The sequence below is a fragment of the Streptosporangium roseum DSM 43021 genome (genome assembly GCF_000024865.1).
Taxonomy (GTDB): Bacteria; Actinomycetota; Actinomycetes; order Streptosporangiales; family Streptosporangiaceae; genus Streptosporangium; species Streptosporangium roseum.
On record NC_013595.1, the window covers coordinates 4,102,512 to 4,118,709 of the forward strand.

11 protein-coding genes are annotated in these 16,198 nt (G+C 73.3%); 3 read left to right on the plus strand and 8 right to left on the minus strand.

What is annotated here, in order from left to right:
* Window positions 1–39: 39 nt before the first annotated feature.
* A complete protein-coding gene (locus tag SROS_RS17980; protein WP_012890372.1) occupies window positions 40–1,491 on the minus strand; it encodes an amino acid permease in 1,452 nt (483 codons plus the stop codon).
* A 308-nt stretch (window positions 1,492–1,799) separates the two neighbouring features.
* On the opposite strand from SROS_RS17980, the gene SROS_RS17985 reads away from it, so the two are divergent.
* Window positions 1,800–3,521, plus strand: coding sequence for a RyR domain-containing protein (locus SROS_RS17985; RefSeq protein ID WP_012890373.1), 1,722 nt, complete (start codon window positions 1,800–1,802; stop codon window positions 3,519–3,521).
* Window positions 3,522–3,584: 63 nt separating this feature from the next.
* Here the strand turns inward: SROS_RS17985 and SROS_RS17990 are convergent, their stop codons facing one another.
* The 7 genes from SROS_RS17990 to SROS_RS18020 form a co-directional block, all read right to left on the minus strand.
* The gene (locus SROS_RS17990) at window positions 3,585–4,517 is read right to left on the minus strand and encodes a UbiA prenyltransferase family protein (RefSeq protein WP_012890374.1); all 933 of its coding nucleotides are present in this window, start codon (window positions 4,515–4,517) and stop codon (window positions 3,585–3,587) included.
* Between the two features lie 49 nt (window positions 4,518–4,566).
* A complete protein-coding gene (locus tag SROS_RS17995) occupies window positions 4,567–5,895 on the minus strand; it encodes a cytochrome P450 (RefSeq protein WP_012890375.1) in 1,329 nt (442 codons plus the stop codon).
* A 52-nt stretch (window positions 5,896–5,947) separates the two neighbouring features.
* Entirely contained in the window at window positions 5,948–7,681 is a 1,734-nt protein-coding gene (locus tag SROS_RS18000; RefSeq protein WP_012890376.1) for a prenyltransferase/squalene oxidase repeat-containing protein, read from the minus strand.
* 127 nt (window positions 7,682–7,808) lie between these two features.
* Window positions 7,809–9,017: a flavodoxin-dependent (E)-4-hydroxy-3-methylbut-2-enyl-diphosphate synthase gene (ispG, locus tag SROS_RS18005; protein WP_012890377.1), complete on the minus strand. Its 1,209-nt coding sequence runs from the start codon at window positions 9,015–9,017 to the stop codon at window positions 7,809–7,811.
* On the minus strand, window positions 9,014–10,957 hold the full coding sequence (locus SROS_RS18010) for a 1-deoxy-D-xylulose-5-phosphate synthase (protein WP_012890378.1): 1,944 nt from the start codon (window positions 10,955–10,957) through the stop codon (window positions 9,014–9,016). The genes ispG and SROS_RS18010 overlap by 4 nt, the downstream gene beginning before the upstream one ends.
* A complete protein-coding gene (ispH, locus tag SROS_RS18015) occupies window positions 10,947–11,873 on the minus strand; it encodes a 4-hydroxy-3-methylbut-2-enyl diphosphate reductase (RefSeq protein ID WP_425358635.1) in 927 nt (308 codons plus the stop codon). Before ispH ends, SROS_RS18010 begins: the two co-directional genes overlap by 11 nt.
* Before the next feature lie 94 nt (window positions 11,874–11,967).
* Window positions 11,968–13,020 carry a polyprenyl synthetase family protein gene (locus SROS_RS18020; RefSeq protein ID WP_012890380.1) on the minus strand — a complete coding sequence of 351 codons (1,053 nt, stop codon included), beginning with the start codon at window positions 13,018–13,020 and terminating at the stop codon, window positions 11,968–11,970.
* A 395-nt stretch (window positions 13,021–13,415) separates the two neighbouring features.
* Between SROS_RS18020 and SROS_RS18025 the strand changes: the two genes are divergently transcribed.
* Complete coding sequence (locus tag SROS_RS18025; protein ID WP_012890381.1) at window positions 13,416–14,798, plus strand: NsdA family TPR-like regulatory protein; 1,383 nt, start codon at window positions 13,416–13,418, stop codon at window positions 14,796–14,798.
* 127 nt (window positions 14,799–14,925) lie between these two features.
* Complete coding sequence (locus SROS_RS18030) at window positions 14,926–16,188, plus strand: 4-hydroxy-3-methylbut-2-enyl diphosphate reductase (protein WP_012890382.1); 1,263 nt, start codon at window positions 14,926–14,928, stop codon at window positions 16,186–16,188.
* The last annotated feature ends 10 nt before the right edge of the window (window positions 16,189–16,198 follow it).

Sequence of the window (16,198 nt, forward strand, 5' to 3'; positions counted from 1 at the left end):
CGGGCCGGGGAGGGGCCCGGAAGGTGGGTGGCGGTGCCGTCAGCGCTCGTCCGGCGGGACCCCGCCGCCGTGCGCCGCCTCCGCCCTGGCCAGCTCGGAGTGCCGGTAGGAGTATGCGAAGTAGACGACCAGGCCGATCAGGAACCACGCCAGGAAGCGCACCCACGTCTGCCACTGCAGGAAGGTGATCAGCCAGAGCGAGAAGACGACGCCGATCGCGGGCACCAGCGGCATTCCGGGGCAGCGGAAGGTCCGAGGCAGGTCGGGTTGCCGGTAGCGCAGCACGATCACCGCCGTGCACACGACCGCGAAGGCGAGCAGGATGCCGATGTTGGTCAGCTCCGCGGCCTCCCTGATGGGGAGGAACCCGGCGATGAACGCCGAGGCGACGCCGACGATCCACGTCACGCGCGTCGGCACGTGCCGCGTCGGGTGCGTCTTGGCGAACCACTTGGGCAGCAGCCCGTCGCGGCTCATCGAGAACCAGACACGGCTCACCCCGAGCATGAAGGTGAACATCACGGTGAGGATGCCGACGATCGCCCCGACCGCGATCACGTCGGCCAGGCGGCTCAGGCCCACGGACTTGAACGCCGTGGAGAAGCCGCTCTCCTTGTCGATCTCCGTGTATTTCTGCATGCCCGTCAGCACCAGGCAGGCCAGCACGTACAGGACCATCGAGATGGCGAGCGAGTACACGATCGCCTTCGGCATGTGGCGCTGGGCGTCCTTGGACTCCTCCGCCGCCGTGCTCATGGCGTCGTAGCCGAAGACGGCGAAGAAGACCGTGGCCGCCCCGGTTATGGCGCCGCCGATGCCGAAGGGGAAGAACGGGACGTAGTTGTCGGAGTTGATGTAGAAGAAGCCGATGACGATGACCATCAGCACCACGGCGACCTTCAGCCCGACGACGGCCGTCTCGAACCGGGCCGCGTTCTTCATGCCGAGGTTCAGCAGATATGCGATGAACAGGCACAGTATGGCGGCGAACAGGTCCACCTGGTGCCCTTCCCCCGTTCCCGGGGCCCCCAGCATCCACGCGGGCAACTGCAGGCCCAGGTCGCCGAGCAGGAACGAGAAGTAGCCGGAGATGCCGATGGCGACGACCGCGACGATCGCGGTGTACTCCAGCAGCAGGTCCCAGCCGATGAACCAGCCCGGCAGCTCGCCGAGGACCGCGTAGCCGTAGGTGTAGGCCGACCCCGCTTTCGGGATGAGGCCCGCGAACTCCGCGTAGGAGAGCGCCGCCGCCGCGCTCGCGATCCCGGCGATCAGGAACGACACCACCACCGCGGGACCCGCCGTGCCGTTGGCGACCGTGCCCGCGAGCGTGAAGATGCCTGCGCCGATGATGCCGCCCACCCCGATCGCGGTGAGCTGCCAGAGTCCCAGCACGCGGGTGAGCTGCTCGCTCTTGCCGCCCTCCGGTTCTTCGATGTGCTCGATGGGTTTACGGCGTAGCACGCCCGATCCCGACCGAAATATGGCCATGGCGCATCCTCTCCGCACGACCGCAGCGGACTGTCTTGATCCGATATCGGGTCCAATGAAGGGCTCTTACCCTGTTTCACCTGGGCCGATGCTGACGGCACCCGGCTCGGGGCCATGCCGTGCCCATCGGCCGGCGGTCCGGCCTCTCCCGGCCACCCGGCGGCGAGGCGGTGATCTCCGGGCACCGCTCTTCCGTATCCCCGCCGTCCGCCGGGCACTCCCATTAGTGTGGAGAGGGTCGATCATTACCGGCTCGGGGCTGTTAAGACGATTACCCACATTTCCATATCGCCATGAGTGAGGCATGAGTGAAGACACCATTCGCCGCCTTCCGGCTCCGAATCGCGTTCATCTTCCTGGCGGTAGCGGCTTTCGTTCTGGGCTACGTCGGCATGCGGACCTATCTGGTCTCCCGGCCGGAGTTCGCGCGCTCGCCGCTGGACATCGTCTATTACGATCTCCAGCTGTTCGTTCTCGATCCCATCCCTTTCGACGGCATGACCCCGCTGCCGTGGACGCTGGAACTGGCCAGGTTCATCGCGCCCGCCGTGACGATCTACGCCCTGATCGAGGCGGCGCGGCTCATGCTCACCACCGAGATCCGGCGGATCCGGGCGCGGGAGGCGCGGCGGCACGCCGTGATCTGCGGGGAGGGACCGATGGCCCGGGGACTGGTCGAGAAGCTGCGCGCCGCCGGGCGTGACGTCGTGGTGGTCACCTCCACCCCCGTCACCGTCCTGGACGACCCTCGCGTGCTCCAGGTGGTCGGCGACGCCCGCACCCCCGCCGTGCTCAGGGCGGCGGGGGTCGGCAGGGCCGAGGTGCTCTACGCCTGCGAGCAGGACAGCTCCACGAACACGGGGATCGCCCTGGCCGCTCACAGGGTCAGGCGGTCCGCCGCCGGCCCGCTGGCGGCCTACGTCCTCATCTCCGACCCCGATCTCTGCGCGGCCCTGCGTGCCCGGCGGCTGGGCGTGGTGGACCCGCCCGGCATCCGGCTGGACTTCTTCAACCTCGACGAACTCGCCGCCCGGGTGCTGCTGGACCGCGATCCCGTCGACGAATGCCTGCCCGTCACGCTTGTCGGCCTCGACGGCTTCGGCAGCGCGCTGCTCGTCGGCCTGGCCCGGCGGTGGCGGCTACGGTCTCCGCAGTCCCAGCCGAGACTGCCGGTGACCGTCATCGACGCGGACGCCGACGCGACACTGTCCGTCATACGCCGGAGATGCGAATTCATCGACTCCGTCCTCGACCTCACGACCGTCCACCCTCGCCTGCTCGACTCCGGCGAGCACGCCCCCGCCGACGTGCCGCAGCGGGTGTACGTGTGCTACCGCGACGAGGACCTGGCCCTGAAGACCGCGCTGACCACCCTGCGGCTGTGGACCAGGTCACCGCGCTCGCTCGTGATCCGGGTCGAACGGCAGGGAATGTTCGACCAGGCCTTCCAGGGAGTGAGCCTCCTGGAGGACCTGGCCGGCCTCCTGCGGGTGTTCGCCGTCACCGAGGAGGCCGGTGATCCGCGTCTGATCGCCGAGGACCTCATCGAGCAGCTGGCACGGACCATCCACGAGAACTACGTCTACGGCTGCCTCACGAGCGGAGAGTCCCCGGAGACCAACGACTCGCTGGTCGCCTGGCCGAAGCTGCCCGAGAGCCTGAAGAAGGCCAACCGCAGCCAGGCCCAGGACATCGGCCGCAAGCTCAAGGCCGTCGGGGCCGTCCTCGCATCACGGGTGGACCCCGGACTCGGGTTCGCCTTCACCGAAGCGGAGATCGAGCGGCTCGCCGCCATGGAGCACCGGCGCTGGATGGACGAGCGCGCCGCGGACGGCTGGACCCACGGCCCCTCCCGCGACACCGTCCGCAAGCTCCACCCCGACATGGAGGACTGGGCCCGCCTCCACGAATCGGCCAAGGAGAAGGATCGCAACGTCGTACGCCACCTGCCCGCCGTGCTCGCCATGGCCGGTTTCCAGATCGTCCGCATGGAGGGGGCCGCCCCGGAGGTCCCGCGGAGCTTCCTGTGAGCGGAGCCCTCTACGGGCGCGGGGCGCCCCGGAGACCCGATCCGTCCGGTCACCGCGGCTGTCTCATCCGGCCACCAGGGGGATCACCACCAGCAGCAGGTCGGCCGCCAGGACCATGGACAGGCTCCGTTTGCGCATCGTCCTCTCATCGGGAAGGTTCTCGTCGGAGATGCCGGGCAGCAGGCCGAGTTTGTCGATGAGGAAAGCGGCGCAGGCCGCGACGCCCAGGAGTGACCACGCCGGGCCGTAGAGCCACCACAGGCCCCACCCGACGAGCACGAGCGCGCCCGCCGTGGCCGCGCAGGCCACCAGCAGGGACCGGTAGGCGCCGTGCCGTACGGCAGGCGGGCGGTCACCGGCGGCGGCGTCTCCGGCCAGGTCCGGAATGGACCACCACAGCGAGCGTCCGAACAGCAGCACCGCCAGGCCGGCGAACACCAGCCAGACGGGCGCCGGGACGTCCGGGCGGACGGCCGAGTAGGTCGACACGCAGGGCAGGAAGGCGAAGGTCAGGGCGAAGTAGGCGGGGTTGGCGAAGCCGCGCCGCTTCAGGCGGACGGGTTCGAGGTTGTAGAGCAGGTGCAGGACGATCGCCAGCCCCACGCCGATCGCCACCGCCGGACGGCCGAGCCCCACCGAGACCGCGGTCGCCAGCACCAGTGCCAGCGTCTTCTCGATCGCGGCGCACCGGAAGGCCACGGCCGGGCTGAGCCGCCGGGTCGCGGTGGCGATGCCGCCCTTCCCCCGCGTGTGGGAGTCCGCGCGGATGTCCAGCGCCGCGTTGAGCGGATTCTGCGAGACGACGGCGAGCAGGTTGGCCAGGAGGGTGACCAGTACGGGCACGGTGAACAGCTGCCCGGGGTCGGTCGCCGCGAAGCAGGCGCCCCAGAGCACGTGACACGCGTATACCGCCGGGAATGGGTATTCGAGCCGGTGGATGCGGATCAGTGCCCGTCCCCGGGTCATCGGCCGGCTCCGAGTGGCCAGCGAGGTCATCGAATCTCCTTGAGTGTGGAGGCCCCGGGCTTCAGCCATGGGGAGGAAGTCAACCCTCGGTTCTCGTCATGGGGGTGCCCGCGGCCGTCCCGCCCGATGTCCCGGCCCGCCGGGGGCACCCGCCGACCGCCATCCTGAGCGGCCCGGGACCCATGGCGGGCCCTCGCAGGTTCGGCACCCCGGCCTCGGGGTTGAGGCAGCGGAGAGCGTGCCGGCGCAGCACCGCCGCGACGACCATCCGCATCTCCAGCATGGCCAGGTTCGCGCCGAGGCACCGGCGGGTCCCTCCGCCGAAGGGGAGATACTCCTGGGCGGATCTCCGCGTGTCCAGGAACCGCGCGGGATCGAAGCGCCACGGGTGCGGGTAGGCCTCCGGGTTGCGATGGGCCAGGGCGATGCACGGGGTGAGGCGGGTGCCCGCAGGCATGGGCCGGCCGGCGATCCGCCGGTCGGCGGTGAGCGTCCGGTTGCCGGCGACCGTGGCGGGGGGAGAGATCCGCAGGGCTTCCTGGCACACCGCGTTCAGCAGGGGGACCCTCTCGGCGGCGGAGCCGTCGTCGCCGGTCGCGGCCAGCTCCTCCTGGACGTCGTGGCGGACGCGGTCGTCGCGGTGCAGCCAGAACAGGGTCCAGGCGATCGCGGACGCGGTCGTCTCATGGCCGGCGAACAGCAGCGACACCAGCTGGTCGGAGAGCTCCTCGTCGCCGACGGGGCCGAGGGGCTCGCTTCCGGCGGACAGCCGCGCGGCGAGCGTGGACGGTCCCGCGGCCGCCGTCGCGGGACGCGCGGCCTCCAGGAGGCTGTGGACGATCTCCGTCCTGCGCCGCCGGAAGGTCCGCCACGGTGACGGCAGCGGTCCGGGCACCCGCAGGTGGCGGTAGGCGAGGGTGCGGGGCCGGGATCCGAGCGTGTACTCCACCCACCTCGTGAAGGGGCCGAGCGTCTCGTGCCCGGCGTGGCCGAGCACGATCTGCCCGATGATCCGGAGCGTCAGGTCGCGGGTCCATTCGGGCAGGCAGAACACCTCGCCCGGGACCAGCCCGTCCAGCGCGGCGTCGACGGCGTCACGGATGGTGCCGTGGTAGGCGGCCAGCCGGTGCCCGCGCAACGCCGTACCGACCACCTTGCGGTAGGCCGCGTGCCGTGGCCCGTTGGCGAAGAGCAGGGAGTGGGGCCCGACCAGAGGTCCCAGGGTGTCGCTGCCCTCCAGGACCATCTGCTGTTCGGAGCGGAAGATCTCCCCGACCGTCTCGGGGTGCCAGACCAGCAGTCGCGGCTCCGGAGCCGAGCCGAGCTCGACCATGCCGGTCCCGTCCGCGGCGTGGGCCTCCAGGAACGACCGCGTGCGCAGGGCGAACCGGTATCCGTTGAGGTTCACGCCGCCACCCCCTCCGCGCCTGCCGGGGGAGGAGCGCCGGGTGCGGGGGATGTCATCGCTGCCTCTCCAGGATCCGGGTCCGGGCCAGGGTGCGGGCGGCCAGCGTCTCGGCCCGGATGACCGCGACGGGCGCGTAGAGGTCCTTGTCGTGCCACAGGGGCGGGTACCGCCGGGCGTCGCCCCGGCGACCGTGACCGTCGGGTCCGTCGGGTCCGTCGGGTCCGCCGCGCTCGCCGTGGCGGTCATGGCCGCGGCGCCCGCCGGATCCGTCGTGGTCGTCGCGTCCGTCGTGGTCACGGTGGTCCGCGCGATGCTGCCCGGCGAGGAAGGCGTCACCGCGCAGCACGGCGCGGCGCACCGCGCCGTCGTCGCGTGCGGGGGCCCGGAGCAGGGTCTGCATCGCGTACGCGGTCTCCTCGGAGGTGCCGGACCACAGGCCCCATGACCCGTCGTGGCGCTGGGTGCCGAGCACCCACTCGGCGGCCGCGCGCAGCGCCGCGGCGGACGACGCGTCCCCGTGGCGGGCCAGGGCCGAGACGCTGCAGACCGTGGCGTAGTAGGGGGAGGCGTGCCATTTGTCGATCCAGCTCCCGTCGGGCCGCTGCTGCCCGTGCAGCCAGTGGGAGATCTTGCCGATCGCCCGCCGGTAGCGGGCCCGGTCCGCCGCGCCGGCCTCATGGTCCCCGAAGGCCATGAGGATGTGGGCGTTGGTGCTGGTGGAAGGAGTGCGCTCGGCGGCGAAGCAGCGGAAATGGGTGTCGGCCTCGTAGGCCCAGAGGCATTCCGGGGACCGGGGCCTGCCGATGAGCGCCAGGGCGTGGAGCGCCCCGGCGGTGTCGTCCGAATCGGGCGGCAGGCCCGCGCCGGCGGGCACGCCGAGGTCGCCGAAGGCGGCGTGCAGGCTGTGGCCCAGCTCCCGGGGCGGCGCGGTGCCCGGAAACGCCTCGGCCAACGCCGAGAGCACCCAGGCCCGCTCGAAGACGCCGATCGGCGTCACGCCCGGGACCGGGCCGTCGTGCCTGGCCTGCACGGTGTGCAGGTATTCGATCGCGCGCCGCCGCTCCGTGCCCGCCCCGTCGCCGTCCCCGGGGCCCAGCCAGGCGGCGGTGGCGGCCGGCGAGCAGCCCACGGCCCCGCCGACGGGACGCACCTGGGGAGCCTGTACGGCGGTGCCCCCCAGCGCCTCCAGGGAGTGCCAGACCTTCGGGGGCAGCGCGTGCCCCTGCCCGGCGGCATGGCGGAGCCGGTCGAGGGGGGCCGGATCCCACCCGTCGGGTGTGTGGAGGCGCCCCGAGCCGTGCCAGGCGGCCAGTCCGGGGACGGGGTGCCTCTCCAGCGCGTCCAGATGCCGGTTGATCTCGCCGACGAGCCAGGGGATGAGGAACTCCGCCCCGATGGTGTCCGGAAGGACGGCTCTCGACTGGGGGTCCAGCCGCGCGAACAGCGCGTGCAGGCCGCGGTGGACGGCACCCGCGACATCGCTGTGGCCGGATGCGGCCCGCTCGCCGGGCCGGGCGGCGCTCACCACGGTGAACAGGGCCTCGACCGCGCTGAGGGTGGGGACCAGCACGTAGGGGCCCGGTCCTCCCCAGGTGCCGTCCGGGTTCTGGCCCCGGATCAGGAACTCGATCCGCCGCCGGTGGCCGCTCAGCCACGGTGCCGACGCCACCAGCCGGGCCGTCTCGTAGACCGAGGCGGTGACCTGACCCATGGGATCGACGGCGATCTCAGCGAGAAGGTCCTGGGGAGAGGCTCCGGCGGGACGTGCCGTACGCGTGGTGCTCATCCATTCCTCCGAGGGGGTGAGGTGTCTTCGGGGTCGGCGCTCACGGCTCCGGCGGCGGGCTGCGGGAGCCGGTACGGTGCTGTCCTCCGTACCGGTGAGATGCGCGGCCGGTGCTCTCGGGGCCGGATCACGGCTCTGGCGCGCTTCCTGAGGGCGCCGGGACGTCGTCGCCCGCGTCCGCCTGCTCGGCGAGGCGCGTCGCCTCCTCGATGAGAGCTTCGATGATCTTCGATTCCGGGACGGTGGCGACGACCCGGCCGCGGACGAAGATCTGCCCCTTGCCGTTGCCGCTCGCGACGCCGAGATCGGCCTCGCGGGCTTCGCCGGGCCCGTTGACGACGCAGCCCATGACGGCCACCCGCAGGGGCAGGGGGAACCCGTCGAAGGCGGCGGCGACCTGGTCGGTGAGCCGGTAGACGTCGACCTGCGCCCGGCCGCAGGAGGGGCAGGAGACGATCTCCAGCCGGCGCGGCCGCAGCCCGAGGGACTGGAGGATCTGCGTCCCGACCCTGACCTCTTCCACCGGTGGAGCGGACAGGGAGACGCGGATGGTGTCGCCGATGCCCTCGGCCAGCAGGATGCCGAACGCGGTGGCGGACTTGACGGTGCCCTGGAAGGCGGGACCGGCCTCGGTGACGCCGAGATGCAGGGGGTAGTCGCAGGACGCGGCCAGCACCCGGTAGGCGGCGATCATGGTCAGCGGGTCGTGGTGCTTGACGGAGACCTTGAGATCGGCGAAGCCGTGCTCCTCGAACAGGGAGCACTCCCACAGGGCCGATTCGGCCAGCGCCTCGGGGGTGGCACTGCCGTACTTGGCCAGTAACCGCCTGTCGAGGGAACCGGCGTTGACGCCGATCCGGATCGGGATCCCGGCCGCGCCGGCCGCACGGGCGATCTCCCCCACCTTGTCGTCGAAGGCCCGGATGTTGCCGGGATTGACCCGGACTGCGGCGCACCCGGCGTCGATGGCGGCGAAGACGTATCTGGGCTGGAAGTGGATGTCGGCGATCACCGGGATGGTGGATTTCCTGGCGATCTGCGGCAGGGCGTCGGCGTCGTCCTGGGACGGTACGGCGACGCGGACGATCTCGCAGCCCGCGGCGGTGAGTTCGGCGATCTGCTGGAGGGTGGCGCCGACGTCGGCGGTGACGGTGGTGGTCATCGACTGCACCGACACCGGGGCGTCCCCGCCCACCGCGACCCCGCCCACCTGGAGCCGGCGGGTCACCCGGCGCGGCCTGAGGACGGCGGAGGCAGGCGACGGGGAGGGAGACGACCGCGGGGCCGTGGGCGGGGCGCCGGTACCGGGCATGCCCAGGAGGACGGGGGCGCTCATGACCATCCTCCGACCGGCCGGGGCTCGCCCGCCGGTGAAGGGGCCGTCCGCCCGGGGACTCCCGGGCGGACGGCCTCCAGCACGGAGGCGGTGATCGAGCGGTGGTCCAGGCCGGCGGCGGCCAGCAGGTGGGCGCGTTCACCGTGGCCGATGAACTCCCTCGGCAGACCGAGGGTGCGTACCGGCGTCGTCAGGCCGGCGTCGGCGCACGCGGTGGCGATCGCCGTGCCGACGCCCCCGGTACGCAGGCCGTCCTCGGCGGTGACCACCAGATGGTGCGCGGCGGCCAGCTCGACCAGCACCGGGGAGACCGGCGCCACCCAGCGCGGGTCGACCACCGTCACGCCGACCCCGTGGTGACGGAGCTGCGCGGCGGCGGCCAGGCACGGTCCCGCGAGCGGCCCGACGGCCACGAGCAGGGCCTGGTCGCCGTGCTGGGACAGCACGTCGACGCCGTCCGGACCGCCGAGCCTCCGTGGCGCCGCGATGTCAGGGCCGGCATTGGCCTTGGGATAGCGGACCACGGTCGGCCCGCCGTCATGGCCGACGGCCTCGTGGAGCAGCTCGCGCAGCCGGGTCGCGTCGCGGGGGGCGGCGATCCGCAGTCCGGGGATCATGCCGAGCAGCACCAGATCCCACATGCCGTGGTGGCTGGGGCCGTCCGGTCCGGTGATCCCGGCCCGGTCCAGGACGAACGTGACGGGGAGCCGGTGCAGGGCGACGTCCATCAGCGCCTGGTCGAAGGCCCGGTTGCAGAAGGTCGCGTACATCGCGACGATCGGATGCATGCCGTTCAGGGCGAGCCCCGCGGCGCAGGCGACGGCGTGCTGCTCGGCGATGCCGACGTCGAAGAAACGGTCGGGGAACCTGGTCGCGAACTCGGCCAGCCCGGTCGGGCCCGGCATCGCCGCCGTGATCGCCACCACGCCGGGATGCTCGGCGCCGATCACGGTCATCTCGTCGGCGAACAGCGACGTCCACGACGGCGGCGCCGCGCCGGGCACGTCGTGCGGGCGTCCGGTGGCCGGGTCCAGCACCCCGATCCCGTGCATGTGGTCGGCCCTGTCGTTCTCGGCAGGGCCGTACCCCTTGCCCTTGACCGTCACCGCGTGCACCACCACGGGCCGGCGCAGGGCACGGGCCTGGCGGAGTGCCCCCTCCAGCGCGCCGATGTCGTGGCCGTCGACCGGTCCCAGGTAGGAGAAGCCCAGGCTTTCGAACACGTTGGGGACGCCCGGCCGGGGAGAGGGGACCCCGGGCCGGCGCAGGGTGGCGAGGTGGCTCGCGAGCCCGCCGACCGTGGGGGCGTAGGAGCGGCCGTTGTCGTTGAGCACGATGATCGCGGGGCGGCCGGGCGCGGCACCGAGGTTGTTCACCGCCTCCAGCGCCAGGCCGCCGGTCAGCGCCCCGTCCCCGATCACCGCCACCACGTGCCTGTCCGTGTGGCCGCGGAGCTGGAAGGCCCTCGCCAGGCCGTCGGCGTAGGACAGGGCGGTCGAGGCATGGGAGTTCTCGACGAGGTCGTGGACCGACTCCGCGCGGCTCGGATACCCGGACAGCCCGCCAGCCTGGCGCAGCCGGTCGAAGCCGCCCTGGCGGCCGGTGAGGATCTTGTGCACGTAGGCCTGGTGGCCGGTGTCGAACACGATCGCGTCCCGGGGCGAGGCGAACACCCGGTGCAGCGCGATGCTGAGCTCCACCGCCCCCAGGTTGGGACCCAGATGACCACCCGTGGCGCTGACCTTGTCCACCAGGAAACGGCGGATCTCGCCGGCCAGTTCGGGCAGCCGGCCCGGTGGCAGGCGGCGCAGGTCGCCGGGGCCGTTGATCCGGGGGAGAAGGCCGCTCGTGATCGTCGTGCCGGTGCCGGCCGGCGTTTTCGCGGCGGAGGCGGCGTCCTGGCTCGCGTGGGGGACGGCGGTGGCGATGTCAGCGCTCATTCGTACGCACTTCCTTAGGCGGAGCGAAGCGGACGGTTTCGGTGGTGTGGCGGTGCTCCCGGACCCGCAGCGGCCCCAGGCCGCGGAGAAAGGCGATGACCTCCTCCACCAGGTGGTGCGGGGCCGAGGCGCCCGCGCTCAGGCCGATCACGCGGGCCCCGTGGAGCCATCCGGGTTCGATGCCGCCGGCGTCGTCGATCAGGTGGGCCGGGGTGCCCTGGCGCCGGGCGAGCTCGACCAGCCGCACCGAGTTGGAGGAGTTGACCGATCCGACGACCAGCACCAGGTCGGCGGCGGCGGCGATCCCCGCCACGGCGTGCTGCCGGTTGGTGGTGGCGTAGCAGATGTCGTCGCTGCCGGGCCCGGAGAGCGCCGGGAACCGGTCCCGCAGCGCCTCGACCACCTCGGAGGTCTCGTCCACTGCCAGGGTGGTCTGGGTCAGATAGGACACCCGGGTGGGGTCGTCGACCTCCAGGGCGGCCGCCTCGGCGGGGGTCTGGACCAGCACGCTCTGCCGCGGCGCCTCGCCGAGGGTGCCCTCGACCTCCTCGTGCCCGGCGTGCCCGATCAGCACGACGGTGTCGCCGCGCGCGGCGAAGCGGCGGGCCTCGACGTGCACCTTGGTGACCAGGGGGCAGGTGGCGTCGACCACCCGCAGCCCCTTGCGGCCGGCCTGCGCCCGGACCGCCGGGGAGACGCCGTGCGCGGAGAACACCACGGTCTCCCCGTCGGGCACCTCGTCGAGCTCCTCGACGAAGACGGCGCCGCGCCGCCGTAGATCGGCGACCACGTGAACGTTGTGCACGATCTGCTTACGGACGTAGACGGGGGCGCCGCGGTCGGCCAGGACGCGTTCCACGGTCTCGATCGCCCGCTCGACACCGGCGCACAGCGAGCGGGGTGAGGCCAGCAGCACCGTCCGGACGGAGCCGTCGGGCAGCCCGCCGACCGGCGGTCCGTCCATGGTCAGCCCGTCCGTAGGCGTCGTCGTGGGCATGTGGTCGGCCATGTCAGCGGTCCCGCCGGGTGATCAGCTGGGCCAGCAGGCGGAGGTCGCCGGCCGCTTCCGGGGCGGGGTCGGCCTGCCGCAGGCAGGCCAGCGCGGCGGCGAGGTTGGCCTCGGCCTCCCGCTGCGCCCAGGCGCGGGCACCGGCCGCCTCGATGAGGTCGGCGGCATGGGCGAGGGACCGCTCGTCCAGGATCCGGTCGCCGTGGTAGAGCCGGGCCAGCCGCTCGCCCGCGGGGGTGCCCGAGGTGAGGGCGGCGACCACCGGCAGGGACTTCTTGCGGGCGGCCAGGTCGGAGAAGACGGGTTTGCCGGTGACGGCGGGATCCCCCCAGATCCCCAGGAGATCGTCCGTGAGCTGGAAGGCCAGCCCGAGATGGTGGCCGAACCGCCCGAACAGCCCGGCGCGGTCCTGGCCGGCGCCACCGGCCAGCGCGCCGATCTCGCAGGCGCAGCCCAGCAGCGCCCCGGTCTTGCCCGCGGCCATCTCGACGCACTGGGCGAGGGTGACGTCGGTACGGGTTTCGAACGCCAGGTCGGCGCTCTGCCCTGAGCACAGCCGTAGCAGCGAGCCGGTCAGCACCCTCAGGCCCGGGCTCCCGGCGAGCAGGTCCAGGGCGAGGGTCAGCAGCACGTCGCCGGCCAGGATGGCCTCGCCGACCCCGAACACCGACCACGCGGCCGGCCGGTGCCTGCGGGTCAGGTCGCCGTCCATGATGTCGTCGTGCAGCAGGGAGAAGTCGTGGACCAGCTCCACCGCGACCGCGGCCGGCACCGCCGCCCGGACGGTCTCCGCGTCCTCGCCGCCGGCCGCCCACGCCGAGGCCAGCACCAGGGCCGGCCGGACCGCCTTGCCGCCGCCCTGCCGCGGGCGGCCTTCGGCGTCCCACCAGCCCGCGTGGTAGCCGGCGATGTGGCGGATCTCCTCCGGCAGGCGGTCCACCGCGCCGCGGTGAGCCGGTCCGGCCAGCTCCTGGGCCGCGGCCAGTACCTCATGTGCCGATCGCGTGGTGCTGTCGGTGAAGCCGAGCACTGGTGCGGTCGTCACCACACTCACCTCTTTCCTGTTTTTCCGGATTTCCGGGCGCTGCCGGAGCGATATGAACGGACGCGGCCGACGCCGCATCCCCGCGACGAAGGGCAGGCTCACTTCCAGTACGGCTGGCGCCGCAATGTCTCGGAACCCCCCGGCGCCGGGGGAGTGGTTTCATTTGCCGGCCGTGTTTCACGCCGGTGGCCGAGGTCGCGGGGCGCGCCTCCGGGCCACCGGTGGACGGAAAGGAAAGGAGGCGGAGAGCCGTACGGCCGGAGCGGCGGCCGCGGCCGTTGCCGCAGATGGAAGCGGTGAGCCGGACGGCCGTCCCCGGGCGGGCGCCCATCGGCGGGCGGCCCGCCCGGCCCTGTGCCCGAGAACGGAGGACTATTGTCGCCGCGCCGGGTGAGAGGACCCGGATGGCGACAGGACACCGACCGAACGTCCGGCTGCGGGCACTGCTGACCGAGACCGGGTGGACCGGCCAGCAACTGGCCGGCGCGGTGAACGATCTCGGCGTCGAGGCGGGGGTGACGCTGAGGTACGGCCGGGCGGCGGTCGCGCACTGGCTGGCGGGCATGCGTCCGCGCTCTCCGGTGCCGGACCTGGTGGCCGAGGCGCTGTCGCGCCGGCTCGGGCGCTCCCTGACCGCCGCCGAGATCGGTCTGTCGCGGCCGGATCGGGAGCCCCGCGACCCTGCCGGCGCCGACGTCGGCGGCGCGGCCTGGTGGGAGGCGGACGCCCTGGCCGGGCTGGTCGAGCTGCACGCCGGGCCCCGCCCCGGCCGGCGGCGGGTGCTGGAGGAATGCGTCTACAACCTGGCCGCGCTGACCGTCCCCGGCTGGGCCGACGCCACGGTGGCGGCGGTGACCGCCGGCGGCGGCCGCGATCCGGCGCCGCGGATAGGCGCCCCGCAGGTGGAGGCGGCCGCGGCGATGGCCCAGGTGTTCTCCTACACCGACACGGCCTTCGGCGGCGGCCAGGCCCGCCGGGCCCTGTCGGGGTATCTCGCCGTGGACGTCGTGCCGTGGCTACGGTGCCGGATGAGCTCAACCACCCGCCGCAGGATGCTGTCGATCGCCGCCGAGCTGACATACCTGTGCGGTTTCATGTGCTTCGACGAGCAACTCCACGGTGCCGCGCAGCGCTACTACCAGGCGGCCCTGAAGCTCGCCGCCGAGAACGGCGACGCGGTCGGTTACGCGGTCACCCTGCGGGCGCTGTCGGTTCAGGCCTACACCCTGGGACACCACCGTCATGCCCTCGACCTCGCCGAAGCGGCCCTGTCGGGTGTCCCGGGGGCGATCGAGCCCGGCACCCGGGCCTTCCTCCACGGGCAGGCCGCCGTCGCCGCGGCCGCGAGCCGGAGCGAGTGCCGCGCCGCGCTGACGCACCTCCGCGCGGCCGAGCACCATCTGGATCACGCCGTCGCCACGACGGGGACCGGCGCGGAGACGGTGGGCGCCTACCACCAGGCGTCCCTCGCCCATCAGCACGCCGCGGTGCTGACCGCGCTGGAGGACCGGCCCGCCGCCGTCGAGGCCCTGACCACCTCCATACGGCACCGCCCGGCCACCGAACGCCGGGCCCGCGCGCTCACCTCCGCCACCCTGGCGGGGCTCTACCTCGACCAGGGGCATCTGGAACAGGCCGCGGCCACCTGGCACACCTTCCTCGACGACTATCCCCATCTGAGCAGCGGACGGACCCGCGCCGCCCTGGCGACGCTCAAAGCGCGACTCCGCCCCTACCAGCGCAACACCCTCGCCAGAGGGGTGCTGCAGCGCGCCGCGACCATGTGAACCGGCGCCGGAGGCGTGTATCGGGCCGCCCACGGGGAACCCATGGCCTGGCGGGTCGCGCGAGCCCGCACCGAAACCCGAATCCGGCGCCGGGGGCTCGGCCTCCGGCACGACCGAGGACACAGGCTTGAACAGGACCAAGATCCGGGAACGTTTCGCCTGCCAGAAGGTACCCAGGGGAGGAGTGGTCGTCGCCTCCTCCTTCGGACACCCCGACCGGGGGGTGATCGAGTGTCCGGCCGCGCCGGCCCTGGGCGCGGCGCTGGCCCGCGACGGGCTGCGCGTGCGCTACGCGCCGCTGACCGCGGACCCGGCCGGCCGGCCCGCTCCCCGCGGCGGCCACATGCTCGCCGTCTCCTACCTCGAACGCGACGGCCGTGCCGCCGGCCTCGCGGCCGCCGTCCACCCCGACGATCATGCCGCCACCGAGGTGGTCGGCGACGCGATGAGGCGGTGGGAGGCCGCCATGCGCAGCCGCCGCGTCCTGCTGGCCGGCACCCGGCCGGCCTGTCCCGGTGCCCGGCGGGCCCTGGAGATCACCCGGGACACGGCCGGCGGCGGCCAGGCGGTGTTCAGCTACGGCCCCGTCACCGACGACCCCCACCAGGCCGGGGCCCTGACCCGCGAGGGCGTCACCACGGTCACCGATCTCGACCGGCTCCCGGAGGGGGCCGGCGTCGTCTTTCCCGCCCACGGCGTGTCCCTGGCGCTGCGCGCCGAAGCCGCCGCCCGTGGCCTGACGATCATCGACGCCACCTGCCCCCTGGTGGCCGCGGCCCACGCCGAGGTGGCGCGCTTCACCGAACGCGGAGACCTCACCGTCGTGATCGGCAGGTCCGGTGACGCGGCCGTCTCCGCCGTCCTCGGCCAGGCCCCGGAATCGACCGTCCTGGTGGAGAGCGCCGCCGACGTGGAGCGGCTCCGGCCGGCCGACCCGGAGGCGATCTCCTACCTGGTCCAGACCGGCATCCCCGTCGAGCAGGCCACTCCCGTCGTCGCCGCCCTCCGCGCCCGCTTCCCCGCCCTGCGCGGTCCCGACCCCGGCGACTTCTGCTATCACGCCTCCGACCGCGCGAGCGCCGTCGCCTCCATCACCGGCGCCAGCGATCTCCTGCTCATTGCCGCGGGATCACACTGCCCGGACGCCCGGCACGTCGTCCGCCTCGCCGAGCCGGCCGGCGTCCCGGCGCAGGTCGTCACCGGCGTCGCCGACCTGTGCCCGGACCGGCTGCGGGAGGCCGCCACCGTCGCTCTCACCAGCGCCCGGTCGGCTCCGGCCGGGCTCTCCGAGCAGATCGTCACGATCCTGTCCGGCCTGGGCCCTCTCGGCGTCGTCAACCGTCACGTCACCAGCGACATCGTCACCGGCCGGACGCGCGCGCGGGCGTGACCGGGGGGGG

Coding starts and splice junctions, on each gene's coding strand:
- SROS_RS17980 (WP_012890372.1), bottom strand. CDS start 1,491: ATGGCCATATTTCGGTCGGGATCGGGCGTGCTACGCCGTAAACCCATC.
- SROS_RS17990 (WP_012890374.1), bottom strand. CDS start 4,517: ATGACCTCGCTGGCCACTCGGAGCCGGCCGATGACCCGGGGACGGGCA.
- SROS_RS18000 (WP_012890376.1), bottom strand. CDS start 7,681: ATGAGCACCACGCGTACGGCACGTCCCGCCGGAGCCTCTCCCCAGGAC.
- ispG (WP_012890377.1), bottom strand. CDS start 9,017: ATGAGCGCCCCCGTCCTCCTGGGCATGCCCGGTACCGGCGCCCCGCCC.
- SROS_RS18010 (WP_012890378.1), bottom strand. CDS start 10,957: ATGAGCGCTGACATCGCCACCGCCGTCCCCCACGCGAGCCAGGACGCC.
- SROS_RS18025 (WP_012890381.1), top strand. CDS start 13,416: ATGGCGACAGGACACCGACCGAACGTCCGGCTGCGGGCACTGCTGACC.